This window comes from Pseudomonas sp. NPDC098740, from assembly GCF_044760065.1.
Lineage (GTDB): Bacteria > Pseudomonadota > Gammaproteobacteria > Pseudomonadales > Pseudomonadaceae > Aquipseudomonas > Aquipseudomonas rossensis.
On sequence record NZ_JBIWAM010000003.1, the window covers coordinates 159,533 to 185,546 of the forward strand.

The 26,014-nt window shown below is 59.1% G+C and carries 27 protein-coding genes, 1 tRNA gene and 1 pseudogene; 16 read left to right on the forward strand and 13 right to left on the reverse strand.

The features are described from left to right. Window positions 1-116: 116 nt before the first annotated feature. On the reverse strand, window positions 117-557 hold the full coding sequence (locus ACIQU2_RS05085; protein WP_111449420.1) for a hypothetical protein: 441 nt from the start codon (window positions 555-557) through the stop codon (window positions 117-119). On the opposite strand from ACIQU2_RS05085, the gene ACIQU2_RS05090 reads away from it, so the two are divergent. Further along, window positions 556-1,011: a tRNA (cytidine(34)-2'-O)-methyltransferase gene (locus ACIQU2_RS05090; RefSeq protein WP_007949025.1), complete on the forward strand. Its 456-nt coding sequence runs from the start codon at window positions 556-558 to the stop codon at window positions 1,009-1,011. The two genes, ACIQU2_RS05085 and ACIQU2_RS05090, sit on opposite strands and share 2 nt — an antisense overlap. A 112-nt stretch (window positions 1,012-1,123) precedes the next feature. Here the strand turns inward: ACIQU2_RS05090 and secB are convergent, their stop codons facing one another. Genes secB through ACIQU2_RS05105 form a run of 3 tightly spaced genes read right to left on the reverse strand, consistent with a single transcriptional unit; the run spans window position 1,124 to window position 2,320 of the window. Continuing rightward, a complete protein-coding gene (gene secB, locus ACIQU2_RS05095) occupies window positions 1,124-1,609 on the reverse strand; it encodes a protein-export chaperone SecB (RefSeq protein WP_403139101.1) in 486 nt (161 codons plus the stop codon). Between the two features lie 41 nt (window positions 1,610-1,650). Continuing rightward, entirely contained in the window at window positions 1,651-1,905 is a 255-nt protein-coding gene (gene grxC, locus ACIQU2_RS05100; RefSeq protein ID WP_008149430.1) for a glutaredoxin 3, read from the reverse strand. A gap of 1 nt (window position 1,906) precedes the next feature. Further along, the gene (locus ACIQU2_RS05105) at window positions 1,907-2,320 is read right to left on the reverse strand and encodes a rhodanese-like domain-containing protein (RefSeq protein ID WP_347802156.1); all 414 of its coding nucleotides are present in this window, start codon (window positions 2,318-2,320) and stop codon (window positions 1,907-1,909) included. A gap of 153 nt (window positions 2,321-2,473) precedes the next feature. Between ACIQU2_RS05105 and gpmI the strand changes: the two genes are divergently transcribed. The 5 genes from gpmI to ACIQU2_RS05130 all read left to right on the forward strand — a co-directional run bounded on the left by gpmI (window position 2,474) and on the right by ACIQU2_RS05130 (window position 9,422). Beyond that, entirely contained in the window at window positions 2,474-4,003 is a 1,530-nt protein-coding gene (gene gpmI, locus ACIQU2_RS05110) for a 2,3-bisphosphoglycerate-independent phosphoglycerate mutase (RefSeq protein ID WP_347802155.1), read from the forward strand. A 253-nt stretch (window positions 4,004-4,256) separates the two neighbouring features. After that, window positions 4,257-5,561: a murein hydrolase activator EnvC family protein gene (locus ACIQU2_RS05115; protein WP_403139105.1), complete on the forward strand. Its 1,305-nt coding sequence runs from the start codon at window positions 4,257-4,259 to the stop codon at window positions 5,559-5,561. A gap of 31 nt (window positions 5,562-5,592) precedes the next feature. Continuing rightward, on the forward strand, window positions 5,593-6,912 hold the full coding sequence (locus ACIQU2_RS05120; protein WP_056745477.1) for a S41 family peptidase: 1,320 nt from the start codon (window positions 5,593-5,595) through the stop codon (window positions 6,910-6,912). Between the two features lies 1 nt (window position 6,913). Next, window positions 6,914-7,681, forward strand: coding sequence for a divergent polysaccharide deacetylase family protein (locus tag ACIQU2_RS05125; RefSeq protein ID WP_403139108.1), 768 nt, complete (start codon window positions 6,914-6,916; stop codon window positions 7,679-7,681). Between the two features lie 340 nt (window positions 7,682-8,021). Further along, window positions 8,022-9,422 carry a trypsin-like peptidase domain-containing protein gene (locus tag ACIQU2_RS05130; protein WP_403139111.1) on the forward strand — a complete coding sequence of 467 codons (1,401 nt, stop codon included), beginning with the start codon at window positions 8,022-8,024 and terminating at the stop codon, window positions 9,420-9,422. A gap of 75 nt (window positions 9,423-9,497) precedes the next feature. On the opposite strand, the gene ACIQU2_RS05135 is transcribed toward ACIQU2_RS05130, so the two are convergent. The 7 genes from ACIQU2_RS05135 to ACIQU2_RS05165 form a co-directional block, all read right to left on the reverse strand. After that, window positions 9,498-10,253 (reverse strand): substrate-binding periplasmic protein, encoded by a 756-nt coding sequence (locus tag ACIQU2_RS05135; protein ID WP_403139113.1) that lies wholly within the window; start codon window positions 10,251-10,253, stop codon window positions 9,498-9,500. A 78-nt stretch (window positions 10,254-10,331) separates the two neighbouring features. Then, complete coding sequence (gene hisF / locus ACIQU2_RS05140) at window positions 10,332-11,102, reverse strand: imidazole glycerol phosphate synthase subunit HisF (protein WP_403139115.1); 771 nt, start codon at window positions 11,100-11,102, stop codon at window positions 10,332-10,334. A 9-nt stretch (window positions 11,103-11,111) separates the two neighbouring features. Continuing rightward, window positions 11,112-11,849 (reverse strand): 1-(5-phosphoribosyl)-5-[(5-phosphoribosylamino)methylideneamino]imidazole-4-carboxamide isomerase, encoded by a 738-nt coding sequence (gene hisA, locus ACIQU2_RS05145; protein ID WP_008149420.1) that lies wholly within the window; start codon window positions 11,847-11,849, stop codon window positions 11,112-11,114. Window positions 11,850-11,891: 42 nt separating this feature from the next. Then, window positions 11,892-12,152 (reverse strand): DUF2164 domain-containing protein, encoded by a 261-nt coding sequence (locus ACIQU2_RS05150; RefSeq protein WP_054616495.1) that lies wholly within the window; start codon window positions 12,150-12,152, stop codon window positions 11,892-11,894. Next, a complete protein-coding gene (hisH, locus tag ACIQU2_RS05155; RefSeq protein WP_347802150.1) occupies window positions 12,153-12,791 on the reverse strand; it encodes an imidazole glycerol phosphate synthase subunit HisH in 639 nt (212 codons plus the stop codon). Further along, window positions 12,791-13,384: an imidazoleglycerol-phosphate dehydratase HisB gene (hisB, locus tag ACIQU2_RS05160; protein ID WP_129439274.1), complete on the reverse strand. Its 594-nt coding sequence runs from the start codon at window positions 13,382-13,384 to the stop codon at window positions 12,791-12,793. Before hisB ends, hisH begins: the two co-directional genes overlap by 1 nt. Before the next feature lie 280 nt (window positions 13,385-13,664). Beyond that, window positions 13,665-15,329, reverse strand: coding sequence for an OFA family MFS transporter (locus tag ACIQU2_RS05165; RefSeq protein WP_403139119.1), 1,665 nt, complete (start codon window positions 15,327-15,329; stop codon window positions 13,665-13,667). A 223-nt stretch (window positions 15,330-15,552) separates the two neighbouring features. Here ACIQU2_RS05165 and ACIQU2_RS05170 point away from each other — a divergent pair, with 223 nt between their 5' ends. The 5 genes from ACIQU2_RS05170 to ACIQU2_RS05190 all read left to right on the forward strand — a co-directional run bounded on the left by ACIQU2_RS05170 (window position 15,553) and on the right by ACIQU2_RS05190 (window position 19,764). Beyond that, window positions 15,553-15,957, forward strand: a complete 405-nt coding sequence (locus tag ACIQU2_RS05170; protein WP_403139122.1) for an acetyl-CoA sensor PanZ family protein — start codon at window positions 15,553-15,555, stop codon at window positions 15,955-15,957. A 78-nt stretch (window positions 15,958-16,035) separates the two neighbouring features. After that, window positions 16,036-18,252, forward strand: a complete 2,217-nt coding sequence (locus ACIQU2_RS05175) for an AsmA family protein (RefSeq protein ID WP_403139125.1) — start codon at window positions 16,036-16,038, stop codon at window positions 18,250-18,252. After that, window positions 18,249-19,316, forward strand: coding sequence for an A/G-specific adenine glycosylase (mutY, locus tag ACIQU2_RS05180; RefSeq protein ID WP_123367009.1), 1,068 nt, complete (start codon window positions 18,249-18,251; stop codon window positions 19,314-19,316). The genes ACIQU2_RS05175 and mutY overlap by 4 nt, the downstream gene beginning before the upstream one ends. After that, a complete protein-coding gene (locus tag ACIQU2_RS05185) occupies window positions 19,313-19,585 on the forward strand; it encodes an oxidative damage protection protein (RefSeq protein WP_008149405.1) in 273 nt (90 codons plus the stop codon). Before mutY ends, ACIQU2_RS05185 begins: the two co-directional genes overlap by 4 nt. A 103-nt stretch (window positions 19,586-19,688) precedes the next feature. Continuing rightward, window positions 19,689-19,764: transfer RNA gene (locus ACIQU2_RS05190), tRNA-Phe, on the forward strand. A gap of 108 nt (window positions 19,765-19,872) precedes the next feature. Here ACIQU2_RS05190 and ACIQU2_RS05195 read toward each other — a convergent pair. After that, window positions 19,873-20,322, reverse strand: coding sequence for a carboxypeptidase regulatory-like domain-containing protein (locus ACIQU2_RS05195; RefSeq protein WP_347802125.1), 450 nt, complete (start codon window positions 20,320-20,322; stop codon window positions 19,873-19,875). Window positions 20,323-20,458: 136 nt separating this feature from the next. Here ACIQU2_RS05195 and ACIQU2_RS05200 point away from each other — a divergent pair. The 4 genes and pseudogenes from ACIQU2_RS05200 to ACIQU2_RS05215 all read left to right on the forward strand — a co-directional run. Further along, window positions 20,459-21,183: pseudogene (locus ACIQU2_RS05200) on the forward strand (YhcG family protein); the annotation flags it as partial. Between the two features lie 69 nt (window positions 21,184-21,252). Further along, on the forward strand, window positions 21,253-22,227 hold the full coding sequence (locus ACIQU2_RS05205) for an alpha/beta fold hydrolase (protein WP_403139129.1): 975 nt from the start codon (window positions 21,253-21,255) through the stop codon (window positions 22,225-22,227). A gap of 37 nt (window positions 22,228-22,264) precedes the next feature. Further along, on the forward strand, window positions 22,265-22,681 hold the full coding sequence (locus ACIQU2_RS05210; protein ID WP_403139131.1) for a hypothetical protein: 417 nt from the start codon (window positions 22,265-22,267) through the stop codon (window positions 22,679-22,681). Window positions 22,682-22,687: 6 nt separating this feature from the next. After that, window positions 22,688-23,140 (forward strand): hypothetical protein, encoded by a 453-nt coding sequence (locus ACIQU2_RS05215; RefSeq protein WP_347802122.1) that lies wholly within the window; start codon window positions 22,688-22,690, stop codon window positions 23,138-23,140. 237 nt (window positions 23,141-23,377) lie between these two features. Here ACIQU2_RS05215 and gabP read toward each other — a convergent pair whose 3' ends face one another. Beyond that, window positions 23,378-24,769, reverse strand: a complete 1,392-nt coding sequence (gabP, locus tag ACIQU2_RS05220; RefSeq protein WP_347806304.1) for a GABA permease — start codon at window positions 24,767-24,769, stop codon at window positions 23,378-23,380. A 561-nt stretch (window positions 24,770-25,330) separates the two neighbouring features. On the opposite strand from gabP, the gene ACIQU2_RS05225 reads away from it, so the two are divergent. After that, window positions 25,331-26,014: ABC transporter ATP-binding protein (locus ACIQU2_RS05225; protein ID WP_403139135.1), on the forward strand; the 684-nt coding region annotated here is incomplete at its 3' end.

Here is a 26,014-nt window from a genome sequence, read left to right on the forward strand (position 1 = left end):
TGGGGCCCTTGATACAGGCAGGTCAGGGGTTCCTTCTTTACACCGGGCTCACGGCGCAATGCGCGAGCCCTGCCGTTTTGGGGACCTTGGTACAGGCAGGCCGGGGATTCCCTCTTTTATTGCTCTCGGAGATGGATCTCCAGCCGCCAGCGGTCATCGACCTCGCTACCGGCCCACTCGCCCTGCAGTGGCCGAGCCGCCACCACCGTCAGCAACAATCCCCCATCACTCAAACGTACCCGCCAGTTCACGCTCTTGTCGTTGATTTTGAGCTGACCTTTCTGTGCCTTTCCTTCAGCCTCGAACAGCAACGCGAGGCTACCGTCGACGAACTCGCCGTGAGCCTTGGGTTCGTTGTTGAACCACACCACCAGCCCATCGCTCGTGACCTCGACCTGCTGCAATTCGCTGGGGTCGGGAGTGGTCAGGCGACCGATCATCAGCCCCACCATCACCCCGACAATCGCCAGCGAAGCCATCACTCGCGGGAATAGCTTCGAACGCGGGTCCGCTTCAGGCGTAGAATGCCGCTCATCTTTACCTTCGGAGCCGTGCATGTTTCACGTCATCCTTTTCCAACCAGAAATTCCGCCGAATACCGGCAACGTTATCAGGCTGTGCGCCAACAGTGGCTGCCACCTGCATTTGATCGAACCGCTGGGCTTCGAGATGGACGACAAGCGCCTGCGCCGGGCCGGCCTCGATTACCACGAGTATGCCACCCTGCAGCGCCACGCAGACCTCGCCAGCTGTCTGGAAAGCCTCGGTCATCCTCGGCTGTTCGCCTTCACCACCAAGGGCTCGCGGCCGTTCCACGATGCCAGCTTCGCCGAGGGCGATGCGTTCCTCTTCGGCCCGGAAAGCCGTGGTTTGCCGGCAGAAGTACTCGATGCCCTGCCCGGCGAACAGCGCCTGCGCCTGCCGATGCGCGAAGGTTGCCGCAGCCTGAACCTGTCGAACACCGTGGCGGTCGCCGTGTACGAAGGCTGGCGCCAACTCGGGTTCAAGTAACACCACAAAAAAATGTGGGAGCGAGCTTGCTCGCGATGGCGGCCTGTCAGTCAACACTAATGTTGAAGCTGATGACCCCATCGCGAGCAAGCTCGCTCCCACATTGGACCGCTTACTGAACGATTGGAGTCTCGCCCGCCGCCTGCATGCGTTGCAGTTCTTGTGCGTACAGCGCGTCGAAGTTCACCGGGGCCAGCATCAGGGCCGGGAACGAACCGCGGGTGACCAGGCTGTCCAGGGTTTCGCGAGCGTACGGGAACAGGATGTTCGGGCAGAACGCGCCGAGGGTGTGGCTCATCGAAGCGTCGTCGAGGTTCTTGATCAGGAAGATCCCGGCCTGTTGCACTTCAGCAATGAACGCCACTTCTTCACCGTTCTTCACGGTGACGGACAGGGTCAGTACGACTTCGTGGAAGTCGCCTTCCAGAGCCTTTTGACGGGTGTTCAGATCCAGACCGACGCTCGGTTCCCACTGCTGGCGGAAGATGGCCGGGCTTTTCGGGGCTTCGAAGGACAAGTCACGTACGTAGATGCGCTGCAAGGAGAATTGCGGTGCGGTTTCTTCTTCGCTAGCTGCAGTGTTCTGTTGGTCAGTCATCTCAGATCCTTTCTGATCTTGGGGTCTTATAGGGAAGGCATTCAGGCCTTGAGCATGGCGTCGAGCTTGCCGGCGCGCTCAAGGGCAAACAAATCATCACAACCACCCACGTGGGTGCTGCCGATCCAGATCTGCGGCACGGACGTACGTCCGGCCTTCTGAGCCATGGCGGCACGCACCTGCGGCTTGCCATCGACCTTGATCTCTTCGAAGGCCACGCCTTTGTTCTCGAGCAGGTACTTGGCTCGCGAACAGTAAGGGCAGTAATCGCTGGAATAGACGACGACGTTGCTCATATCACTTCACCAGCGGCAGGTTGTCGCCTTTCCAGCTGGAAATACCGCCGGAGAGCTTGGCGGCGGTGAAGCCGGACTTCATCAGTTCGCGGGCATGAGTGCCGGCAGTCTGGCCCATGGCGTCGACCAGGATGATGGTCTTGGCCTTGTGCTTTTCCAGTTCGCCGACGCGAGCGGTCAGTTTGTCGTGAGGAATGTTCACCGCGCCAACAATGTGACCGGCGGCGAAGTCCTTGTTCGAACGAATGTCGATCACAACGCCCGCGTCCTTGTTGACCAGCCCGGTCAATTCACCGGTGCTCAGGCTGCGGCCGCCGCCTTGCATCTGATAAGCGATCAGCAACGCCAGCAGTACGACGAAGATACCGACGAGCAGATAGTGGTTAGTGGCAAATTCAATCAGGTGAGCAACCATCGAAGGAGGTTCCAGGGCGTTAAAATGTCGGCCAGTATACACAGCCACTATGGTGGGCCAAACCCCGTCCGGCGGTGACGCGGTTGGAACTTCGCTTTAAACTGCCACTCCCTTTTCCATCGCCCTCTTTTAACTCAGCCACGAGTGGAATCCATGACTACCACGCCTAAACCTTTGGTCCTGATTATTCTCGACGGCTTCGGTCACAGTGAGAGCCCTGAATCCAACGCCGTGTTTGCGGCGAAGAAGCCCGTACTGGACCGCTTGTGGGCCACCGTGCCGAACGGCCTGATCTCCGGCAGCGGCATGGACGTCGGTCTGCCCGACGGCCAGATGGGCAACTCCGAAGTCGGCCACATGAACCTCGGCGCTGGTCGCGTGGTGTATCAAGACTTTACTCGCGTAACCAAATCGATCCGCGACGGCGAGTTCTTCGAGAACCCGACCATCTGCGCCGCTGTCGATAAAGCCGTTGCTGCCGGCAAAGCCGTGCACTTCATGGGCCTGCTGTCGGACGGAGGCGTTCACAGCCACCAGGATCACTTGGTTGCCATGGCCGAACTGGCCTTCAAGCGCGGTGCCGAAAAAATCTATCTGCACGCCTTCCTCGACGGCCGCGACACGCCGCCGAAAAGCGCTCAGTCGTCCATCGAACTGCTGGATGCGGCCTTCCAGGCCCTCGGCAAAGGCCGGATCGCCAGCATTGTCGGCCGTTACTTCGCCATGGACCGCGACAACCGTTGGGACCGCGTGTCCCAGGCTTACAACCTGATTGTCGATGGAAACGGCGAATTCGACGCCGCCACCGCTCAGGAAGGCCTGCAAGCGGCGTACGAACGCGGCGAGAGCGACGAATTCGTCAAAGCCACCAGCATCGGTGAGCCGGTGAAAGTCGAAGACGGCGACGCCGTGGTGTTCATGAACTTCCGCGCTGACCGCGCCCGCGAACTGACCCGCGTGTTCGTCGAAGACGATTTCAAGGAATTCGAACGTGCCCGCCAGCCAAAACTGGCCGGCTTCGTCATGCTGACCCAGTACGCCGCCAGCATTCCCGCCCCATCGGCCTTCGCCGCGGGCAGCCTGGATAATGTGCTGGGCGACTACCTGGCGAAAAACGGCAAGACCCAACTGCGCATCGCCGAAACCGAGAAGTATGCCCACGTAACCTTCTTCTTCTCCGGCGGCCGTGAAGAACCGTTCCCGGGCGAAGAACGCATCCTGATCCCGTCGCCAAAAGTCGCCACTTATGACTTGCAGCCCGAGATGAGCGCCCCGGAAGTCACCGACCGCATCGTTGATGCGATCGAAAACCAGCGTTACGACGTGATCGTGGTCAACTACGCCAACGGCGACATGGTCGGCCACAGCGGCGTGTTCGACGCGGCCGTAAAAGCCGTTGAATGCCTCGACCTGTGTGTTGGCCGCATCGTCGATGCCCTGGAAAAAGTCGGTGGTGAAGCCCTGATTACTGCCGACCACGGCAACGTCGAGCAGATGTCCGACGAATCCACTGGCCAGGCGCATACCGCCCACACCACCGAACCGGTGCCGTTCATCTATGTCGGCAAGCGTGACTTCAAAGTTCGCGACGGCGGCGTGCTGGCGGATGTGGCGCCGACCATGCTGATGTTGATGGATCTTGAGAAACCTGCCGAGATGACGGGTACTTCGATACTGGTGTAACCCGCCCCATCAAACACCACCAAAACCCTGTGGGAGCGAGCTTGCTCGCGATAGCAATCTGACAGCCAACATCGATGTTGAATGTCATCACGTCATCGCGAGCAAGCTCGCTCCCACAGTGGTTTGTAGTGGTTTCGAAGGCTAATTGCCCCTACATCCCACTCCAGTCATCACACAGCCCCAATTGGGCGTTTTTTTTGCAGCGCTTGGCGGGCATACTAGGGCGTCCCTTTCCCTGGTGTCACCCGCCTCTATGCTTCGCGTCCTGATAGCCCTTGCTCTGACATGCCTGCTCCAACCGGCCTTTGCTGACGAGCGCGCGCAAACCCAACAACAGTTGGACGCCACGCGCCAGGACATTGCCGAGCTGAAAAAACTGCTGGGCAAGCTCCAGGAAGAAAAAACCGGTGTGCAGAAAGACCTCAAAGGCACCGAGACCGAGATGGGCAAGCTCGAGAAGCAGGTCGAAGCCCTGCAAAAAGAGCTGAAGAAAAGCGAAACCGAGCTGCAGCGACTCGATGCCGAGAAAAAAAAACTCCAGAGCGCGCGCATTGAACAGCAGCGACTGATCGCCATTCAGGCCCGCGCGGCCTATCAGAACGGCCGTCAGGAGTACTTGAAGCTGCTGCTCAACCAGCAGAACCCGGAAAAATTCGCCCGCACCCTCACCTATTACGATTACCTGAGCCAGGCCCGCCTGGAGCAGCTGAAGAATTTCAACGAAACCCTGCGCCAACTGGCCAATGTCGAAAAAGACATCGCCATGCAACAGGCGCAATTGCTGGTGCAGAAAAGCAGCCTCGACAGCCAGCGCGACGAACTCGACAAAGTCCGCAAGGAGCGCCAGCAAGTCCTGGCCAAGCTCAGCGACGACGTGAAGGCCCGCGATCAGAAGCTGGCAGCCCGCGAGCAGGATCAGGCAGACCTGTCTAAAGTCCTTAAAACCATTGAAGAAACCCTGGCCCGTCAGGCCCGAGAGGCAGAAGAAGCGCGGCAAAAAGCGCTGATCGCCCAGCAGGAAGCCGAAAAAAAGCGTTTACGTGAGGCTCAGGCTGCAGCAGACGCAGACGCAGACGCCACTGACGCCCCACGCAAACCCGTTAAATCGACGCCCGGCGCTCTGGTATCAAGCTCAGGCGAGACCTTTGGTGGCCCTTTCGCGTCAAGCCGGGGAAAACTTCCTTGGCCCGTTGATGGTCGACTGCTGGCACGCTTTGGCGAAACCCGTGGCGATGACGCCCGCACCAAGTGGGACGGCGTGATGATCAGCTCCTCCGCCGGCAGCCAGGTGCACGCCGTGCATGGCGGTCGCGTGGTGTTCGCCGACTGGTTGCGTGGCGCCGGGCTGCTGGTGATTCTCGACCACGGCAACGGTTTTTTGAGTCTTTATGGTCACAACCAGACGCTGCTCAAGTCTGCGGGTGACGTGGTAAAAGCCGGTGAGTCCATCTCCACTGTGGGTAGCAGTGGCGGGCAGGACACACCAGCGCTGTATTTCGCTATTCGTCAGCAGGGTCACCCGAGTGATCCGGCGCAATGGTGTCGTGCGCAAGGATAAGCACGTTACCTAATTCAGGAGTTCGTTCGACATGCTGCATTTGTCCCGCCTTACCTCGCTGGCCCTGACGATCGCCCTGGTGATCGGCGCGCCTCTGGCGTTCGCCGCTCAACCGGCTCCGGCAGTCGCGCCTGCGGGCACTGCAGCGACCACCAAGGCGCCGTTGCCGCTGGAAGAGTTGCGCACCTTTGCCGAGGTCATGGATCGGATCAAGGCCGCCTATGTCGAACCGGTGGACGACAAGACACTGCTGGAAAACGCCATCAAAGGCATGCTCAGCAACCTCGACCCACACTCCGCCTACCTGGGCCCGGAAGACTTCGCTGAATTGCAGGAAAGCACCAGCGGCGAATTCGGCGGCCTGGGCATCGAAGTCGGTGCCGAAGACGGTTTCATCAAGGTCGTTTCACCGATCGATGACACTCCGGCCTCCAAGGCTGGCATTCAGGCCGGCGACTTCATCGTCAAGATCAACGGCCAACCGACCCGCGGCCAGAGCATGACCGAAGCCGTCGACAAGATGCGCGGCAAGATCGGCCAGAAAATCACCCTGACCCTGGTGCGCGACGGCGGTACGCCGTTCGACGTGACCCTGGCCCGCGCCATCATTCAAGTGAAGAGCGTGAAGAGCCAGCTGCTGGAGTCCGGCTACGGCTACATCCGCATCACCCAGTTCCAGGTCAAGACCGGTGACGAAGTCTCCAAGGCTCTGGCCAAGCTGCGCAAGGACAACGGCAAGAAGCTCAAAGGCATCATCCTCGACCTGCGTAACAACCCGGGCGGCGTGCTGCAAGCGGCGGTGGAAGTGGTCGACCACTTCATTACCAAGGGCCTGATCGTTTACACCAAGGGCCGTATTGCCAACTCCGAACTGCGCTTCTCCGCCACCGGCAAGGACGAAAGCGAAGCCGTGCCAATGGTCGCACTGATCAACGGCGGCAGCGCCTCGGCCTCGGAAATTGTCGCCGGTGCCTTGCAGGATCAGAAACGCGCGGTGGTCATGGGCACCACCAGTTTCGGCAAAGGCTCGGTGCAAACCGTGCTGCCGCTGAACAACGAACGCGCACTGAAGATCACCACGGCGCTGTATTACACGCCGAACGGCCGCTCGATCCAGGCTCAGGGCATCGTCCCGGACATCGAAGTGCGCAAGGCCAAGATCACCAACGAGCAGGACGGGGAGTACTTCAAGGAAGCCGACCTGCAAGGTCACCTGGGCAATGGCAACGGCGGCGCCGACAAACCGACCAGCTCCAGCGGCAAAGCCAAGGCGATGCCGCAGGATGACGATTACCAGCTGGCCCAGGCCTTGAGCCTGCTCAAAGGGTTGAGCATCACCTCCGGCCGCTGAGATGCGCCTGCGGTTAGTCCTCGGTCTGTTGTGCTGTCTGGCGGGTGTTGCTCACGCGGCGCCCGCCCCTCAAAAGGCCTACATCACTCTGATCATCGATGACCTGGGGCAGAACCTGCCCCGGGATCGCCGCGTGCTCGCCCTGCCCGGTCCGGTGACCACGGCGATCATGCCTGACACACCCCACGCCACCGAATTCGCCCGCGAAGCCCATCGCGCCGGCAAGATCGTCATCCTGCACATGCCCATGGACCCGGCCACCGGTCCGTTTGCCTGGCATCCCGACTTGCCCATCGAAGAGCTTGAGAAACGGCTGAACGCCGCGTTCGAAAGGGTGCCGTACACCGCTGGCATCAATAACCACATGGGCAGCCGCATGACCGCCCAGCCGGTGGCGATGGCGTGGTTGATGGCCGAGTTGCAGCGCCGCCACAAATTCTTCGTCGACAGCCGCACCAGCGCGCAAACCGTTGCCGCTCAACAGGCGCAGAAGATCGATCTGGCGAGCGTTTCGCGGGATGTGTTTCTCGATGACGAACGCACCGAGGCGGCGATTTTTGCTCAGTTGCAGACCGCAATCAGCCTGGCGCGCAAACAGGGTTCAGCCGTCATGATCGGCCATCCGTACCCTCAAACGTTGGCGGTGCTTGAGCGGGAATTGCCCAAGCTCAAGGCTCAAGGGATTGAGTGGATCGATATTAGCCAGATGATCAGCGTACGCGGCAATCGCGCAACGGCCGCGCATGGCCAAAGCGGCGTGTATCGGTAATACCCTGTAACGACCTATACATAGTTACCGCCAGGCGCCTCGCCCGTTTCCCGATAGTGAGACCTCCAACAGGTCGCGACTCCCCGAGTCGCCTTTCTCTATCAGGACAGACTATGACTACCAATGAAAATGGCGCATTGCCCACCAGGCAAATGGAATCCATAAAGCCATTGACGTCAACATCACCCCGAAGCCGGTGGAAGACTTGCCAACACCTACAGAAACCGTCTCATGATTTCGAATGAGCCCGGTTACCCTGTCCTGGCGCACCAGATAGCGCCCGGCGGGGTCTCCACTAGCCTGATTAAAATGCTATGAGTGCAAACGCCAAGGAATGGCCATGAACTACACACTCGCTACATCATTGATTTTCTCGCTGTACAGTTTTACTACTCCTGTCTGCGCCGAACCCAGAGATATCGGTGAGGGACTCAGGAATGACACCCCCGCAAAAATATTGAATAACGGTGGAGAAACATATTCACGCTGGAGTGGCATTGGCCTGCTGAAAACACCGGAAAACACCACCTGCACTGCCACTCTTATCGATACAAGACAATCCGGACAAAAAGCCGACGGACCTGCCTATTTAATAACGAGCGGACACTGCGCTGGTGCCGCCATCGGCAGCTCCACTCTAAATCAGAGTTATGGTGGAACTATCACCTTCAACTATTTCCATGACACACCCGGTCGTCACAAAACCTATAAGGTTGGAACGACCAACTGGGCAAGTCTGGTGGGTATGGATATGGCCATACTGGAAGTCGAAAAAAGCCTCGCATCACTTATCCTGGATGGCATTACTCCACTCAACCTTGCACCCCCACCCGCCCTGGGCCCTCATGATGTGCTTTTTGTTGGCGCACCTGGCGGGCTCCCTGAAAAAGGCCTTCGCTTGAGCGCATGCTCTCAAGAACTGGCCAGAACCAACATTGGTCACCTTCAACGCTTTCCCGGCGGCTTTGTGAATCAATGCCAAGGTTTGCAACATGGCAGTTCCGGCGGACCGATACTTGATCGTCGCACAAACAAAATCATCAGTATCATTTCGGAGGCTCACTACAGTTTCGCTGCCAGTTTCCTGTCGCCCTGCTTCATCAATGGCGTGTTCAGCAGCAACGCCAGTAACTGCGCATTGCAAGAAGTCGACATTGAAATCGATCTGCAAACATTATTCAGAACGACCGTCCGCTCTCAGCTGAACGCGGGCCTGGAACTCTTGCCCACATGGGATTTCAGGTTCGAAATCAATACGCCCTACTATCGCTATAAAGCGACACGCGATGCCTTGAGTTGCCAAGACCCCAACCAATACAGCGCAGCGATCAGCGCCACCGATGCTTACATCAACAGCGCTATCGGTCCTGAGACACGCATGCACGTTCTGTGCATCATCGGTGTCAATTCAGCAGAGCAACAACTTGTCAGCGGGCTACTCAGGAACGTTTTCACGCACGCCGTCCATTTAGCCGAGCCAGCCCCGGCACCGAGCATTACGCTAGACGCCAATCGCAACGCTCACTTGTCATGGAGCAATGCGTACCCGGCATTCACTTCTCATTTCTTTCACGCAGGCCCGGCTGATATCACCCAATGCGGTGACTTCGATGATGCGCGCTACCAACCAGTGGCAGGCAGCCTAACGCTGCGGATAACCTCGGCCACCAAGGTCTGCAGCTATGCGCAAGGCGATTCCGGGCCGCAACCCTCGGCAGTGCGTTTCGATCTGATTGAATAGTGCACGGCCACAAGGCGGTGGCCGGGCATGAAAAGGATGGGATTGACCGCTGAACGGGCGATCTTTTGACTCACACTACAAATACTTCGCCATGATGTCGTCCACCACACCTTCCTTGCGTAGCTGATCCAGCGCCGCCTGTAATTTGGCAACGGTTTCGTCCGGCACCTGCCTGTTCAGCGCCAGGTACAGTTCGGCGCTGTTGAAGCGCAGCACGGTCTTGAGCCCGGTTACCCCGTCCTGGCGCGCCAGGTAGCGCCCGGCGGGGTCGCCGGTAGCCCACAAGTCGATCTGGCCGTTGACCAGTTTTTTTGCGTTGTCCTGATCCCGCAGCACAACGATCGGTTTCAGTCCTTGCTTGGCCAGCGTCTCGGCAATCGCATCGCCCTTGTAGGCGCCGATCTTGTATTTGCGCGCCTGCTCCAGCGACACAAGGCTGATCTTGCTATCGGCCTTGGCCAGCATGATCCAGTCATCCGGCCCGATCGGGCCAACCCACTTGAACAGGTTCTCGCGATCCGGCAACCGCGCCATCACAAATACGCCGTAACCGGGCTTCTCCAGGGCGAGCTTGTAGATTCGCTCCCAAGGGAAACGCAACGTCAGGCTGTAGGTGACTTCGGCGCGTTTAAACATCTCGCGGACGATGTCCACCGCGATGCCATTGATGTTCTCGTCTTGAGCGAAGTTCTTGCCGTTCTTCGCCATGTTGTAGGGGGGGAAATTTTCAGTCAGCAACACCAGACCGGTGTCGGGATTTTCTGCGGCATGCGCTCCATTGACGAGCAATAGAGAAGCGCTGGCGAGGACAAGAAGAAGGCGTTTAAGCATGTCTGGCTACCGAGATCCATGGCGTACCCAAGAGTGCCCTGAGCCCGCCATGATGTCCACTGGCCTGTATCGGTTTGTTTAGCGCATCACGATGCCGCGATGAGCCATGTAGGCCTTGGCTTCCTGCACGGTGTATTCGCCAAAGTGGAAAATGCTCGCCGCCAACACTGCACTGGCGTGGCCTTCTAGAATGCCGTCAGCCAAGTGCTGCAGGTTGCCGACGCCGCCCGAAGCAATCACCGGAATACCCAATGCATCGCTGATCGCGCGGGTAACGCCCAGATCGAAGCCGTTTTTCATGCCGTCCTGGTCCATGCTGGTCAGCAGGATTTCACCGGCGCCCAGGCCTTCCATCTTCTTCGCCCATTCAACGGCGTCGAGACCGGTTGGCTTGCGACCACCGTGGGTGAAGATTTCCCAGCGCGGGGTCTCGCCCGGGACGGAAACCTTCTTGGCGTCGATGGCAACGACGATGCACTGCGAACCGAAATGCTGAGCCGCTTCACCAACAAACTCAGGATTGAATACCGCAGCAGTGTTGATCGAAACCTTGTCCGCGCCAGCATTCAGCAGATTGCGAATGTCCTGCACGGTACGCACACCGCCACCCACGGTCAGCGGGATGAACACCTGGCTGGCCATGCGTTCGACGGTATGCAGCGTGGTGTCGCGACCGTCGACGCTGGCGGTGATGTCGAGAAAGGTAATCTCGTCGGCACCTTGCTCGTCGTAGCGACGGGCGATTTCCACCGGGTCGCCGGCGTCGCGAATGTTCTCGAACTTGACGCCCTTGACCACCCGGCCGTTATCCACGTCCAGGCAAGGGATGATGCGTTTGGCCAGCGCCATGGTCAGTCCTCAGCCTTTGTACGAATCGCAGAAAGCTTGCGCTTCAGCGACATCGAGGGTGCCTTCATAGATCGCACGGCCGGTGATCGCGCCGATGATGCCTGGTGCTTTCGCGTCGAGCAGCGACTTGATGTCACCCAGATTGTGGATACCGCCCGAAGCGATGACCGGAATCTTCGTCGCGGCGGCCAGCGCAGCGGTGAACGGTACGTTGCAGCCCTGCATCATGCCGTCTTTGGCGATGTCGGTATAAACGATCGCGGATACGCCGTCGGCTTCGAATTGCCTGGCCAGGTCAATCACCTGAATGGTGCTGATTTCAGCCCAGCCGTCAGTGGCGACAAAACCGTCTTTGGCATCCAGACCGACGATCACTTTGCCCGGGAACGCGCGGCAGGCTTCAGCAACGAAAGCCGGATCTTTCACGGCTTTGGTGCCGATGATCACGTAGCTCACGCCGGCCTTCACGTAGTGTTCGATGGTTTCCAGGGAACGGATACCGCCGCCGATCTGGATCGGCAGGTTCGGGTAGCGCTTGGCGATGGCGGTGACCACTTCGCCGTTGACCGGCTGGCCTTCGAAGGCGCCGTTCAGGTCGACCAGATGCAGACGACGGCAACCGCCCTCCACCCACTTGGCAGCCATGCTCACCGGATCATCGGAGAACACCGTGGAATCTTCCATGCGGCCCTGGCGCAGACGAACACAGGCACCGTCTTTGAGATCGATAGCGGGAATAATCAGCATCTGGCAAACCTTCAAATTCGATTGTTCAGCTTCGCTCGAAAATCAGTTTTTCTCGAGCGCCCACAAGTCGCTTTCGATGCTTTCGAACCTTTCTTTAAGGTGCGTCTGCACATCGAAAATCGCCCTGTTGTAATAGTGCGGCGCAATTTCGCGGGTAAACAGCTCAAGGATTTCCGCCGCTTCGAACGAACCCAGGTCCAGTTCGAAACGATCCTCCATGAACCGCTTGATCTTGTGATTGGCCTCGTTCTCCTGTTCAGGAGTGAGGGTCAGGATCGGCGGTTTGGATTTCTTGACGGCCATTTACCAGCGACCATCCCACGCGGCGAAGTTCTGCAGCAATTGCAGGCCATGGGTATGGCTTTTCTCCGGGTGGAACTGCACGGCGAAACGCGAGCCATCGGCCAGCGCGGCGGCGAAATCGACACCGTAGTGACCGCCACCCACCACTTGCCGCGGGTTGCCGGCAGCGATGTAGTAGCTGTGCACGAAGTAGAAACGCGCCAGGTCCGGAATGTTGTGCCACAGCGGATGACTCACCGTCTGCTTCACTTCGTTCCAGCCCATGTGCGGGACTTTCAGGTGCTCACCGTCTTCGTGCAGGCCTTTTCCGAAGAACTTCACTGCGCCTGGAAACAGGCCGATGCAGTCGACGCCGTCGTTCTCTTCACTGCTGTCGAGCAAGGCTTGCATGCCCACGCAGATGCCGAGGAACGGACGGTCCTGGCTGACTTCGCGCACCAGCGAATCGAAGCCCAGGCGACGGATCTCCGCCATGCAATCGCGAATCGCGCCGACGCCGGGGAATACCACCCGGTCGGCTTCGCGAATCACATCGGCATCGCTGGTGATCAGGACCTTGCCGGCACCGACGTGCTCGAGGGCCTTGGCCACCGAGTGCAGGTTGCCCATGCCGTAATCGATTACCGCGACCGTCTGCATTACAGAACGCCTTTGGTCGACGGCATCTGACCGGCCATGCGGTCATCCAGCTCTACGGCCATGCGCAGGGCGCGGCCGAAAGCCTTGAACACGGTCTCGATCTGGTGGTGGGTGTTGTGCCCACGCAGATTGTCGATGTGCAGGCTGACGTTGGCGTGGTTGACGAAGCCCTGGAAGAATTCCTGGAACAGGTCAACGTCGAAACCGCCGACGGTGGCACGGGTGTAGGGAACATGCATCTGCAGGCCCGGACGGCCGGAGAAGTCGATCACCACGCGCGACAGCGCTTCATCGAGCGGCACGTAGGCGTGGCCGTAGCGACGGATGCCTTTCTTGTCGCCGATGGCTTTGGTGAAGGCCTGACCCAGGGTGATACCGACGTCTTCCACCGTGTGGTGGTCGTCGATATGCAGGTCGCCCTTGCTGACAATATCCAGGTCGATCAGCCCGTGACGGGCGATCTGGTCCAGCATGTGCTCAAGAAAAGGAACACCGATATCAAATCGGGCCTTTCCGGTGCCATCCAGGTTGATCGAGGCTTTGATCTGGGTTTCCAGAGTGTCGCGCTCGACTGACGCCTTACGTTCGGCCATCACCAGCTCCGCAAAATCATTGGGCGAAAAAGGCAGTCATTATAGGGGCGCGGGCGCCAAACAGAAACACGGGAGGTGATTTCACTGACGGACTGAATCCCGTGTTGTCGGGGATAGACATGTCATGACAAGCAAAAGATCGCAGCCTTCGGCAGCTCCTACACCGACCGCATTCACACCATGTCATGTGAACACTGACTGTAGGAGCTGCCGAAGGATGCGATCTTTTAGGGCATAAACCAATGTGCCTGACACAACCCATGTCAGGCACATGCGGTACTTAGTGGAACAACACCGCCGTTTTCTGCAGGGTTACCCAAACACCCCACGCCAACGGAATACCCACCACCAGCCATGCAGCCACTGCCAACGGCTTGGTGCCCGCATCCGCTTTCCACTCCAATACGGTGCTGCTGTCAGCCCCCTTGTCGTGGCCCAGCGCCTGTTCGGCGGCCAGTTCAGCGTCGGTCATGAAGTACTTGTCGGCCACCGGACGCACCAGCAGGTTGCAAATGAAACCCAGCACCAGCAGGCCCGCGAGGATGTACAGGGTGATGTCGTAAGCCGCGGCGCGTTCAACGCCGATGCTCAGCTGATACTCACGCAGGTAGTTCACCAGCACCGGACCCAACACGCCCGCCGCCGCCCATGCCGTCAGCAGACGACCGTGGATCGCGCCGACCATTTGCGTACCGAACAGGTCCGCCAGGTAAGCCGGAACAGTCGCAAAACCACCGCCGTACATCGACAGGATGATGCAGAAGGCCGCCACGAACAGCGCAACGTTGCCCAGATGACCAAGGTTCGGGATCAGCGCGTACAGGGCAAAACCGAGAGCGAAGAACACGAAATAAGTGTTTTTGCGGCCCAGGTAATCCGAGAACGACGCCCAGAAGAAGCGACCACCGATGTTGAACAGGCTCAGCAAACCGGTAAAACCGGCAGCAATCGCAGCGATCGAGGCCAACTGCGAAGCGTCGAGCTGACCGAAAGTCAGACCGTTACCCAGCAACGTACCGGCAAACACTTCCTGCAACAGCGGCGAAGCCATGCCGAGGATGCCGATACCCGCCGAAACGTTCAGGCACAGCACCAGCCACACCAGACGGAATTGCGGGGTTTTCCACGCCACATTCACGTGGACGTGACGGTGGGTGATCATCGTGTTGGAAGCTTTCTTCGCCGGGGCGGTCCAGCCTTCAGGCTTCCAGCCGGTTGGCGGAACGCGGTAGGACAGTGCACCGCCGATCATGAACACGAAGTAGATCGCGGCCATCACCAGGAAGCTCTGCCATACGCCGACGCTGGTTGGCGAGGCGAAGTGGCCCATCAATGCTGCGGCCAGCGGAGCACCGACCATCGCGCCACCACCGAAGCCCATGATCGCCATGCCGGTCGCCATGCCGCGCTTGTCCGGGAACCACTTGATCAGGGTCGATACCGGCGAGATGTAACCCAGGCCCAGGCCGATACCGCCAATGACCCCGGAGCCGATCCACATCAGCCATATCTGGTGGGTATAGACCCCCAGCGCTGAAATCAGCAGACCGCCACACCAGCACAGTGCCGATACAACGCCAGCCTTGCGTGGCCCGGCGTGTTCCAGCCAGCCGCCCCAGATGGCGGCCGAGCAACCGAGGAAGATGAAGAACAGGGTGTAGATCCAGCCGAGCATCGAGATCGGCCAGTCACATTGGGACGAGAAGACTTGCGAGATGAAGCTCATGTCCGGCGCGCAGGCCACTGCCTTGGTCACGCCCAGGGCTTTGGACAGTGGCAACCAGAACACCGAAAAGCCGTAGGCCATGCCGATGCACAGGTGGATGGCCAAGGCGGCCGGTGGTACCAGCCAACGGTTGAAACCGGGCTTGGCGATGATGCGTTCCTTGGACAGGAACGCGGGCTGGTCGGCTTTGAGGCCGTCCGCCGTGATGCTCGTGGTCATTGTGTATCCCCCAATTATTAGTAGGGTTCGTCAGCCACTCCTCACCCCTCAGCCTTTATGCGCACGCATGACTGTTTTTTGGGGTGAAGTTTCATTTTGGTGCGACATCACGTCGCAGAAGGACGGACGAACCGGCAAAGGTTACCATCTGTACGTGACAGAAAAACCAAAGTGATATCACCTTTTGCATGTCATCAGTTCTCGTACCACTGAAGGAACCCTCATGCCGATCATTGTCGAGCCGCTGAACGAAGCCACTTATCAGGATCAGCAAGATCTGCAGAAGATCTACCGCGATGCGCCGGACTGGCTGTTTGCCCCGTTTGCCGGAGATTTGCAGTTGATCGAAAGCTGCCTGCTGGACGGTTCGCTGATCGCCGGCCGCTTCAACGATCGGCTTTTGGGCGCGGCACGCCTGCAACAGCACTCGGATGTCTGGCATCTGTCCCAACTATGTGTACGAAAAATCACCCGTCGTCGTGGCGTGGCCGAGCGCCTGGTGAATGAAGCGCAGAAAATGGCGTCGCAATCGGGCGCGACATTGCGCTTGCTGGCGCCTGCCGGGCATCTGGAGGCGCAAGCGCTGGCGGCCAAACTGAAAATACCGCTGGATGTATTGCCGACGTGATCGCTGACCGGTCGTCCGCTACGGAGCGCTATACTCCCCGGCTAAATTTCGAATTCGACTAACTACAAGGACTCGCCCATGAAAGCGTTCGGCAAAATCCTGGGTCTGGTACTTCTCGGGCTGTTGCTGATCATTGTGGCGCTGGGCTTTGCCCTGACCCACCTCTTTGATCCCAACGACTATAAAGACGAGATTCGCCAGATAGCCCGCGACAAGGCCCACATCGAGCTGACGCTCAATGGCGATATCGGTTGGAGCCTGTTCCCGTGGCTGGGCCTGGAATTGCACGAAGCCAGCGTCGCGACCCTGGCCAAACCCACTGAGCCGTTCGCTGATTTGCAGATGCTCGGCTTGTCGGTTCGCGTGCTGCCGCTGCTGCGCCGTGAAGTGCAGATGAGCGATGTGCGCGTCGAAGGCCTGAACTTGCGCCTGACCCGCGACAAGGACGGCCACGGCAACTGGGAAGACATCGGCAAGGCACCGGCGCCGGCCACACCGCCCGCGACCACTGGCGAACCAGCGACCGAGACCACCGCCCAAGCGGAAAAACCGGCCCAGCCGATTCGCCTGGACATCGACAGCCTGACCGTCAACAACGCCCGCGTTGAATACAGCGACGAAAAAACCGGCAAGCAATTCAGCGCCGAAAGCATCCAGCTGAGTACCGGGCCGGTGCATGACTCCACGAACATCCCGGTCAAGCTCACCGCGTTCCTGGGCACCAACCAGCCGGTCTTGCGTGTCCGTACCGAGCTCAACGGCGAGCTGCGTTTCGAGCGCGCATTGCAGCGCTACAAACTCGAAGACATGAAACTCTCTGGCGAAGTGGCTGGCGATCCGCTGCAAGGCAAAACCATGACCTTCGCTGCCCAAGGCCAGTTGCTGCTGGATAAAGCGGCGAACGTCGCCGAATGGACTGGCATCAAGATCTCTGCCAACCAACTGCGCGCATTGGGTGAACTGAAGGTCAACGACCTCGACAAAACCCCGCAAATCAGCGGCGGCCTGTCGATCGCCCAGTTCGATCTGGCGAAATTCGTCGACAGCATCGGCCAGAAGCTTCCGGCGATGGCTGACGGTAGCCTGAGCAAAGTCGAACTGGTCAGCCGCCTTGCCGGCACGCCGACCAGCGTGGTGTTCGACAACATCAACCTGAAAGTCGACGACAGCACCTTCAGCGGGCGCATCGCCGTCGAGGACTTGGCCAAGCAATCACTGCGGGCGACCCTCAAGGCCGACACCTTCAACGTCGACCGTTACCTGCCACCAAAATCTGCCGAAGCCAATAGCGCGACGCAAGTGCGTCAGGCCGAAGTGGCCAGCACCGAAGCCGATGCCATGGCCGGCGCGGGCAGCACACCGCTGCCGCAAGCACCGACCAAAGACGCGTGGAGCAACGAGCGCCTGCTGCCGGTGGAGCGGCTGAGCAAACTCGACGTAGACGCTGACCTCACCTTCGGTCAGTTGACGCTCGATAAATTGCCGATCCAGAACGCCGTGCTCAAGGCCACAGGCCAGGGCGGTCTGCTGACCCTGGAGAGCCTTCGCGGCGACCTGTACGACGGCAACTTCGACGCCAAAGGTACGCTCGACGTGCGCCAACAGGTGCCAGCGCTGAACATGCAGACGAGCATCAGCAAAGTACCGATGGAAAAAATCCTTGAAAGCCAGGGTAAAAATCCACCGGTCAAAGGTCTGGTGACGGTCAACAGCAACCTGACCGGCAGCGGCAACAGCCAGAAAGCGCTGATCGAAACCCTCAACGGCAACGCCAGTTTCGTCATCAACAACGGCGTGCTGCTCAATGCCAACCTGGAACAACAGCTGTGCAAAGGCATCGCCACCCTGAACCGTAAATCCCTCAGCGGCGAGCCACGGGGCAAGGACACACCGTTCCAGGAGCTCAAGGGCAACCTGACCTTCCGTAACGGCGTGGCCAGCAACCCGGACCTGAAAGTGCGCATCCCGGGCATGACCGTCAACGGCGACGGCGATGTCGATCTTCGGGTGTTGGGCATGGACTACCGCGTGGGCGTTATCGTCGAAGGCGACAAGAGCGACATGCCGGACCCGGCCTGCCAGGTCGGCGAGAAGTTCGTCGGCATCGAATGGCCGCTGCGCTGCCGTGGCCCGCTGGAACTGGGCGCCAAGGCTTGCCGCCTCGATAACGAACGCATGGGCCAGGTCGCGAGCAAACTGGCCGGCGAACGGATCAGCGAAAAAATCGACGAGAAGCTTGGCGACAAAGTCAGCCCGGAACTGAAAAACGCGTTGAAGGGGCTGTTCAAGCGATGAGAGCCGAGCAGTTTTCATCGGCGGTGCTGGACTGGTACGACCGCCACGGCCGCCACGACTTGCCCTGGCAACAAGGCATCACCCCCTATCGGGTGTGGGTCTCGGAAATCATGTTGCAGCAGACCCAGGTCAGCACCGTGCTGAACTACTTCGACCGCTTCATGGCCTCGTTGCCGACGGTCGAAGCCCTGGCCGCTGCGCCGGAAGACGAAGTCCTGCACCTGTGGACCGGCCTGGGTTACTACACCCGTGCGCGCAATTTGCAGAAGACCGCGAAGATTGTTGTCGCCGAATACGGTGGCGAGTTTCCGCGGGATGTGGAAAAGCTCACCGATCTACCCGGCATTGGTCTGTCCACGGCCGGCGCCATCGCCAGTCTGAGCATGGGCCTGCGGGCGCCGATCCTCGACGGCAACGTCAAACGGGTGCTGGCGCGCTTTACCGCGCAAGAGGGTTATCCGGGCGAGCCAAAGGTCGCCAAACAGCTGTGGGCCAACGCTGAGCGCTTTACGCCGCATGATCGGGTCAACGCCTATACCCAGGCGATGATGGATCTGGGCGCCACGCTTTGCACCCGCAGCAAGCCGAGCTGCCTGCTCTGCCCGCTGGAAAAAGGCTGCGAAGCGCACATGCTTGGCCTGGAGACGCGCTACCCGATCCCCAAACCGCGCAAAGCCGTGCCACAGAAGCGCACGCTGATGCCGATGCTTGCCAACGGCGAAGGCGCGATTCTGCTTTACCGTCGCCCTTCCACGGGCTTGTGGGGCGGTCTATGGAGCCTGCCGGAACTCGACGACCTCGACGACCTGCAACATCTGGCTTCGCAGCATTCGCTGGAGCTTGGCAGCCAACAGGCGCTGCCGAGCCTGGTACACACCTTCAGTCATTTTCAGTTGTCCATCGAACCCTGGCTGGTTCAGGTCCAGGAGGCCGGCCATCACGTGGCCGAGGCCGACTGGCTCTGGTATAACCTCGCCACCCCGCCGCGCCTGGGCCTTGCCGCCCCGGTCAAAACCTTGCTCGAACGCGCGGCCGCCGTATTGAACGCAGGAGAGTCGTCATGACCCGCACCATCATGTGCCGCAAGTACAAAGAAGAATTACCCGCCCTGGAGCGCGCTCCATTTCCAGGCGCAAAAGGTCAGGACATTTTTGACCACGTCTCGGCCAAAGCCTGGGCAGACTGGCAAAAGCACCAGACTCTGCTGATCAACGAAAAACGCTTGAACATGATGAACGCCGAAGACCGCAAATATCTTCAGGGCGAGATGGACAAGTTCTTTTCCGGCGAGGAATACGCCAAGGCTGACGGCTACGTTCCGCCGGCTGAATAATCCCGCTTTTTCGAGGGTCGGAACGTAAGCGACGGTAATAATTAAAATTTTTTTGAAAACTTTCTTGACGACCCCCCGAAAAACCAGTTTAATGCGCCCCGTTGCCCAGATAGCTCAGTCGGTAGAGCAGGGGATTGAAAATCCCCGTGTCGGCGGTTCGATTCCGTCTCTGGGCACCAAATACCGAAAACCCTGAATCGCAAGATTCAGGGTTTTTTTATGTCTGCGATTTGATCCGCGCTTTTTCTCTGCCTTGCTCGCGACACTTCTCTCTCGCCCATCGTTGGCTATTCGTCACCATTCCAATGGAAAACCAGATTGCGAGCGGTGCCGCTTCCGACATCGGTTGTTTCACGTCGCTCCTCACCATTGCGGGTCGCGACAACGGTGTACTTGCCAGCAGGCAGCTGAACGTAAACCAACGGGCCAGCCTGGCTGAGCGTCAGCACGGTATGCCCCGGGGTTTTCTGCACAACCACATCAACATCTGGAACGTACTTGTTCTCCGGCCCGATGGAGAATGTCATGTGCAGGTTGTAGCCCGCGGCTTGCTGAATGGCCTTCGACTCATCCTCGCCAATCCCCCCGGACAGGTAACTAATCCCGCCTTGCTGTTGCGGCTGGACTTGCACGCCTGAGTTGTCGATGGGTTCAAGGCTGGCAGCGCTCAGCATGACGGGAAACATCAATACGCCGACAGCGGCGATGGGCAACAGGAGTGAATGGAGGTACTTCATGGTGGCGACTCCCGGGCTCCGCAGAACCCAATCTGTACTCCTGTTAGATTTCCTGCTGAATCGCCAAGTTTTAGATTGATTAGTACTTGGGTTCACTGCGAATTGGACTACACGTTGTATTCCTCAAGCGCGGATTTCTCACTACCGCAGGCTCCTTCGCGTCGACAACGACCACGCTCGCCACTGGTACATGAACGAATCAGCCCTGCAGAACTGGTCAAGTCGCGCCCTCGAGCGCCAGATCAATACCCTCTATTACGAACGCTTGCTGGCGAGCCGCGACCGGGCCGCCGTCAAACAGGAAGCCGCCACCAATATCCAGCAAATGAATGCCAACCCTCGGGATTTCATCCGGGACCCAGTGCTACTGGAGTTTCTCGGCCTGCCCAATGCGGGCTTGATCCAGGAAAGCGAACTTGAACAAGCCTTGATCAATCAACTCCAGGGCTTCCTGCTCGAACTGGACAAAGGCTTCGCCTTCATCGCTCGCCAGCAACGCATTAGTACCGAGAGCAAAGACTTCTACATCGATGTGGTGTTCTACAACTACCTGCTCAAGTGCTTCGTCATCTTCGACCTCAAGCGCGGCGTACTGACCCACCAGGATGTCGGCCAGATGGACATGTACGTGCGCATGACGACGACCTCAAGCGCGGATCGGAGGATGACCCCACCGTCGGCCTCATTCTCTGCGCGCAAAAAGATGAATCGGTGGTGCGCTATTCAGTACCGCAAGGCAACGAACAACTGTTCGCCGGTACATACAGACTGATACTGCCGAGCGAGGAGGAACTTCGCACAGAACTGGATCGGGAGTGGGCGGTGCTTGAGGAGCGGTTACTCAAGCAAAGGCCCCGATAAGCACGGGTGGATTGTTCATAAACGACGTGAAGACTATGGTGATTGGCTAACCGTAAAGGTCCAGAGCCTATGAATTTGCAGGACATGCCTTCACTGGCCCCGACGCAACTTGGATTGCCGTTACCCACCGGCACAACTGGTGACTCTTTCAAGGAACCCGCCGCCGACGGTTTCATCCTTGGCGGCTTCACCTGGCGGCATGCGAATCAAGACTCGACCCGTCCTGTGGTGGTGATCAACGCCGCAACATCGGTCCGCTGTCGGCACTACTCGCGCTTTGCCGATTACCTGTTCGCCAACGGCTTCGACGTGATCACTTACGACTACCGTGGCATCGGCGAATCGCGACCCGCGTCGCTGAAAGGGCTTCGGGCTTCATGGTCAGATTGGGGCGCGCTGGACTTTGAGGCGATGCTCAAGCGCGCTCAACGTGAATTTCCCGGGCAACCCATCGATGTTGTAGGCCACAGCTTTGGAGGCTGTGCAGCGGGACTGGGAGCTTCCGGGCATATGATTCGACGTCTGGTGACTGTCGGTGCGCAATTCGCTTACTGGCGCGATTACGCGCCCGCCCATCGCTGGCGGATGTTCGGCAAGTGGCATCTGGTGATGCCGTTGATGACATTGCTTTGCGGCTACTTCCCCGGCAAACGTCTCGGCTGGCTAGAGGACACCCCCGCCGGCGTGGTTCGCGACTGGAGCATGCCCACCGCGCACTACGAGAAACGCCCCAGCGGTCGCGTCCTTCACGCAAAAACCGGGCGACTGCCCTTCTCATCCGTCACCGCACAAAACCTGGCCATCAGCCTCAGCGACGATCCTTACGGCACGATTCCAGCCATCGAACGGCTGCTGGGTTACTTCACCAACAGCACGAACACCCACTTGCGAATCGCCCCCGAAGACATCGGCGAAAAAGAAGTCGGACATTTCGCCTTTTTTCGTAGCGCATACCAAGCCACACTATGGCCCATTGCGCTGTCCTGGCTGCAGACCGGCGAACTGCCCCCCAACACACCCGGGCGGCTAGTGCCACGCAGCTGATTGACTTGCCCTCTCAACGGAATACGGAACGACGCCCATGGCATCCGCCAACAAGCAGAACAAACGCGCCACACGCGCCAAAGCCAAGGCCAAGCAGAACCGCACCCAACGGGCTGCCGCGCCGGTCGAGCTGGACCCGAACGATGATCGTATCGACTTCGAATCGGTGGATCTGACCGAGCTGTTCAAAGAGATGATCGACGCGGAAAAGATCAGCCAACAAGCTATGTGCGCGGCCTTTCTTGAACACCCGCTGCTCGCGTTGGTGCTGGAGCAGGAAGGCGAAGAAACAGCGACAGACTTCATCATCGCTGCGCTGATCGAGTACCGCCAATGGTCCACCGAAGCGGACGAAGCCAGTGCCCTGGCCTGGATCGAATCCCCGGCCTTCCAGATTGATTACGTGGCAGCTTCCGAAGCTATCGCGGCCCAAAACCAACAGAAACCGAACTGAGTTCCCATGGCATCCCTGAACAAGCAACAGAAACGCGCCAAACGCGCCAAGATCAAAGCCAAGCAAATCAATATTCACGGCAGAAAACCCGCCGCACTGGACGATGATCTGGGGGAAATCGGCGAGCCGATCCCGGAATACACCCTGGCGATGTTCAGCAAAATGCGTGACGCGGAAGCCACCAGCCGCAACGTCATGCTGCTGACCTTGCTGTCGAACCTCGCCGACATCATCAGCGACCATCCAGAACTGCTGGACATGGAAAACGCCGACAACGAAGCCATGGCGGCCACTCACCTGGCCGCCGACATGCTGATCGACTACCGCATGTGGGCCGACGGCATGGACCGCGACACCGCCCAGGCCTGGCTGACGGACCCGCAGTTCATCACTGACTTCGGCACGGCGCTCGACAGCTATCGCGAGTCGCTGGACGCGCAGGAAGAAAAGGCCGAGTAAACACCGGTAAAGCCATAACGCGATCTGTAGCAGCTGGCGAAGCCTGCGTTCGGCTGCGAAGCAGTCGTGAAGTCAGACAATGCGGTCCTTCAGAATTACCTCGTGCGCAGGTTTTACGACTGCTTCGCAGCCGAACGCAGGCTTCGCCAGCTGCTACAGGGCGTGCGCTGCCAGGAAGAAACAAAAACGGCCGCTTGTCATCACTGACAGCGGCCGTTTTGCGTTATGCGGTACGAATCAGTTCAGCACCACCGCACCCATCTTCTGCAGCTTGCGACGACGAGCCACAAACAAACCGGCAGCCACCACCAGCAAACTCAGCAGACCGGTCGCGAGGATCTCCACGCGATGCGCTTCCTGGAACAGCATGATGGTCAGGGCCGCAACGATGAATATGATCACCGCGTAGGTCAGGGCCGGGAACAGCCACATGCTGAAGGCGATTTTTTCACCGCGTGCCATGCGCTGCTTGCGCATACGCAATTGCGAAATCGCGATCACCAGGTACACCAGCAGCGCGATAGCGCCGGAGCTGGCCAGCAGGAATTCGAACACGGCGGCCGGGGCCACGTAGTTGGCGAACACCGCGATGAACGCAGCACCGGTGGACAACATGACGGCCCAGTACGGCGTGCCGCTCTTGTTGGTGCGCTGGGAAACGGCCGGTGCATCACCGCGTTTGCCCAGGGAGAACATCATGCGTGAGGCGGTGTACAGCGCCGAGTTCAGGCAGCTGGTCACAGCAACCAGCACCACGATGTCGACGATCAGCTTGGCATTCGGGATGCCCATGCGCTCAAGCACGGTCTGGTAGGAGCCGACGGCTGCCAGTACCGGGTCGTTCCATGGCACCAGGGCCACAACAATGAAGATCGACACGAGGTAGAACAAGCCAATCCGCCAGATCACCGAGTTGGTGGCCTTGGAGATTTGCTGGCCAGGGTTCTTCGATTCCGCGGCCGCGATGGTCACGATCTCGGTGCCCATGAAGGAAAACATGGTGGTCAGGATCGCGCCCAACACTGCGCCCATGCCATTTGGCAGGAAGCCTTGGGTGTCGAACAGGTGCGAAACGCCGCTGACTTGGCTGTTCGGCAGGAAGCCAAAGATCGCCAGAATGCCGAGGCCGATGAAACCGATGATCGCGATGACTTTGACCAGGGCGAACCAGAATTCGAATTCACCGTAGTTCTTCACGCTGAACAGGTTGGTCACCGTCAGCAGCAAGGTGATGACCAAGGTGAAGGCCCAGATCGCCACATTCGGGAACCAGGCATGCAGGATAGTCGCGGCGGCGTTGGCTTCCAGCGGAATCACCAACACCCAGAACCACCAGTAGAGCCAGCCGATGGTGAAACCGGCCCAATGACCGATCGCGCGATCGGCGTACGTCGAGAAGGAGCCTGTGTCTGGCGAAGCAACGGCCATTTCGCCGAGCATGCGCATCACCAGCACGACCAGCATACCGGCGGCAGCGTAAGCCAACAGCACGGCCGGGCCTGCGGCGGCGATGGCGTGGCCCGAGCCGACGAACAGGCCGGCACCGATAACCCCGGCGATCGACAACATGGTCACATGACGCGGTTTGAGCCCCTGTTCGAGGCCATTGGAGCTTGGGGTACTGCTCATTGAAACTACCTTTGTAAGGAAAAGCGAATGCATGCATCCCGCCTGAATTTCTTTCTCGTAAAAAGAAACCAACGGGGCGTTCTGGATTCTGTACGCAATAATTGCGCCAAAATGTTTCAAAGCCGTCTACCACGGCGATCTCATCCAGACCGGACAGTCATCGCAACCCATTGAAATTAATGGCACTTTGCCAGAGCGTTACCCTGCGACTCACTTTCAGAACGAAACGGCGCACCAGAAACACACCCGGAAAATGCCCGACGCACAATAAAAGTGCGGATCAGGAACGTTTGGCCGGTTAGCGCTTCCAACCCCCCGCCAAAGCTGGCAACATCGCGCCCTTTTTTGGAACAGCCCCAGCCTTTTTATCGACAGGCAGGGTTCAAACGGCTGTTCGGTTGATAGCAGCGCGACAGTCTGCTGCACCGATGCGACAACCTGCCACATGCCACCCGTTTACCGCCCGTAGCGCTGTTGGCTGCCATTCCAACGCTATGCTAGCTTGGCCGCCTCGCCAGGAAGGCCGCCAATAGCAGGAGCGAAATACTATGAGGAACGCACATGGCTGAGGCCACGCCCGCGCTTGAAATCCGCAACTTGCACAAACGCTACGGACAGCTTGAGGTGCTCAAAGGCATCTCGCTGACCGCCCGCGACGGCGACGTGATCTCGATCCTGGGTTCTTCCGGTTCCGGCAAGTCCACCTTCCTTCGTTGCATCAACCTGTTGGAAAACCCGCATCAGGGACAAATCCTGGTGGCCGGCGAAGAACTCAAGCTCAAAGCCGCCAAGAATGGCGAACTGGTCGCTGCCGACGGCAAGCAGATCAATCGCCTGCGCAGCGAGATCGGTTTTGTGTTTCAAAACTTTAATCTCTGGCCGCACATGAGCGTGCTCGACAACATCATCGAAGCCCCGCGCCGCGTACTCGGTCAGAGCAAGGCTGAAGCCATCGAAGTCGCCGAAGCCTTGCTGGCCAAGGTCGGCATCGCGGACAAACGCCACGCCTACCCGGCGCAACTCTCCGGTGGCCAGCAACAACGCGCGGCCATTGCCCGCACGCTGGCAATGCAGCCCAAGGTGATCCTGTTCGACGAGCCCACCTCCGCCCTTGACCCGGAAATGGTCCAGGAAGTACTTAACGTCATCCCCGCATTGGCCGAAGAAGGCCGCACCATGCTGCTGGTCACCCATGAAATGGGCTTCGCCCGTCAGGTGTCCAGCGAGGTGGTGTTCCTCCACCAG

Bases quoted from the DNA above. Each gene is read 5' to 3' on its own strand.
- ACIQU2_RS05090 (WP_007949025.1), top strand. From the start codon at position 556: ATGTTTCACGTCATCCTTTTCCAACCAGAAATTCCGCCGAATACCGGC.
- ACIQU2_RS05085 (WP_111449420.1), bottom strand. From the start codon at position 557: ATGCACGGCTCCGAAGGTAAAGATGAGCGGCATTCTACGCCTGAAGCG.
- secB (WP_403139101.1), bottom strand. From the start codon at position 1,609: ATGACTGACCAACAGAACACTGCAGCTAGCGAAGAAGAAACCGCACCG.
- grxC (WP_008149430.1), bottom strand. From the start codon at position 1,905: ATGAGCAACGTCGTCGTCTATTCCAGCGATTACTGCCCTTACTGTTCG.
- ACIQU2_RS05105 (WP_347802156.1), bottom strand. From the start codon at position 2,320: ATGGTTGCTCACCTGATTGAATTTGCCACTAACCACTATCTGCTCGTC.
- gpmI (WP_347802155.1), top strand. From the start codon at position 2,474: ATGACTACCACGCCTAAACCTTTGGTCCTGATTATTCTCGACGGCTTC.
- ACIQU2_RS05115 (WP_403139105.1), top strand. From the start codon at position 4,257: ATGCTTCGCGTCCTGATAGCCCTTGCTCTGACATGCCTGCTCCAACCG.
- ACIQU2_RS05120 (WP_056745477.1), top strand. From the start codon at position 5,593: ATGCTGCATTTGTCCCGCCTTACCTCGCTGGCCCTGACGATCGCCCTG.
- ACIQU2_RS05125 (WP_403139108.1), top strand. From the start codon at position 6,914: ATGCGCCTGCGGTTAGTCCTCGGTCTGTTGTGCTGTCTGGCGGGTGTT.
- ACIQU2_RS05130 (WP_403139111.1), top strand. From the start codon at position 8,022: ATGAACTACACACTCGCTACATCATTGATTTTCTCGCTGTACAGTTTT.
- ACIQU2_RS05135 (WP_403139113.1), bottom strand. From the start codon at position 10,253: ATGCTTAAACGCCTTCTTCTTGTCCTCGCCAGCGCTTCTCTATTGCTC.
- hisF (WP_403139115.1), bottom strand. From the start codon at position 11,102: ATGGCGCTGGCCAAACGCATCATCCCTTGCCTGGACGTGGATAACGGC.
- hisA (WP_008149420.1), bottom strand. From the start codon at position 11,849: ATGCTGATTATTCCCGCTATCGATCTCAAAGACGGTGCCTGTGTTCGT.
- ACIQU2_RS05150 (WP_054616495.1), bottom strand. From the start codon at position 12,152: ATGGCCGTCAAGAAATCCAAACCGCCGATCCTGACCCTCACTCCTGAA.
- hisH (WP_347802150.1), bottom strand. From the start codon at position 12,791: ATGCAGACGGTCGCGGTAATCGATTACGGCATGGGCAACCTGCACTCG.
- hisB (WP_129439274.1), bottom strand. From the start codon at position 13,384: ATGGCCGAACGTAAGGCGTCAGTCGAGCGCGACACTCTGGAAACCCAG.
- ACIQU2_RS05165 (WP_403139119.1), bottom strand. From the start codon at position 15,329: ATGACCACGAGCATCACGGCGGACGGCCTCAAAGCCGACCAGCCCGCG.
- ACIQU2_RS05170 (WP_403139122.1), top strand. From the start codon at position 15,553: ATGCCGATCATTGTCGAGCCGCTGAACGAAGCCACTTATCAGGATCAG.
- ACIQU2_RS05175 (WP_403139125.1), top strand. From the start codon at position 16,036: ATGAAAGCGTTCGGCAAAATCCTGGGTCTGGTACTTCTCGGGCTGTTG.
- mutY (WP_123367009.1), top strand. From the start codon at position 18,249: ATGAGAGCCGAGCAGTTTTCATCGGCGGTGCTGGACTGGTACGACCGC.
- ACIQU2_RS05185 (WP_008149405.1), top strand. From the start codon at position 19,313: ATGACCCGCACCATCATGTGCCGCAAGTACAAAGAAGAATTACCCGCC.
- ACIQU2_RS05195 (WP_347802125.1), bottom strand. From the start codon at position 20,322: ATGAAGTACCTCCATTCACTCCTGTTGCCCATCGCCGCTGTCGGCGTA.
- ACIQU2_RS05205 (WP_403139129.1), top strand. From the start codon at position 21,253: ATGAATTTGCAGGACATGCCTTCACTGGCCCCGACGCAACTTGGATTG.
- ACIQU2_RS05210 (WP_403139131.1), top strand. From the start codon at position 22,265: ATGGCATCCGCCAACAAGCAGAACAAACGCGCCACACGCGCCAAAGCC.
- ACIQU2_RS05215 (WP_347802122.1), top strand. From the start codon at position 22,688: ATGGCATCCCTGAACAAGCAACAGAAACGCGCCAAACGCGCCAAGATC.
- gabP (WP_347806304.1), bottom strand. From the start codon at position 24,769: ATGAGCAGTACCCCAAGCTCCAATGGCCTCGAACAGGGGCTCAAACCG.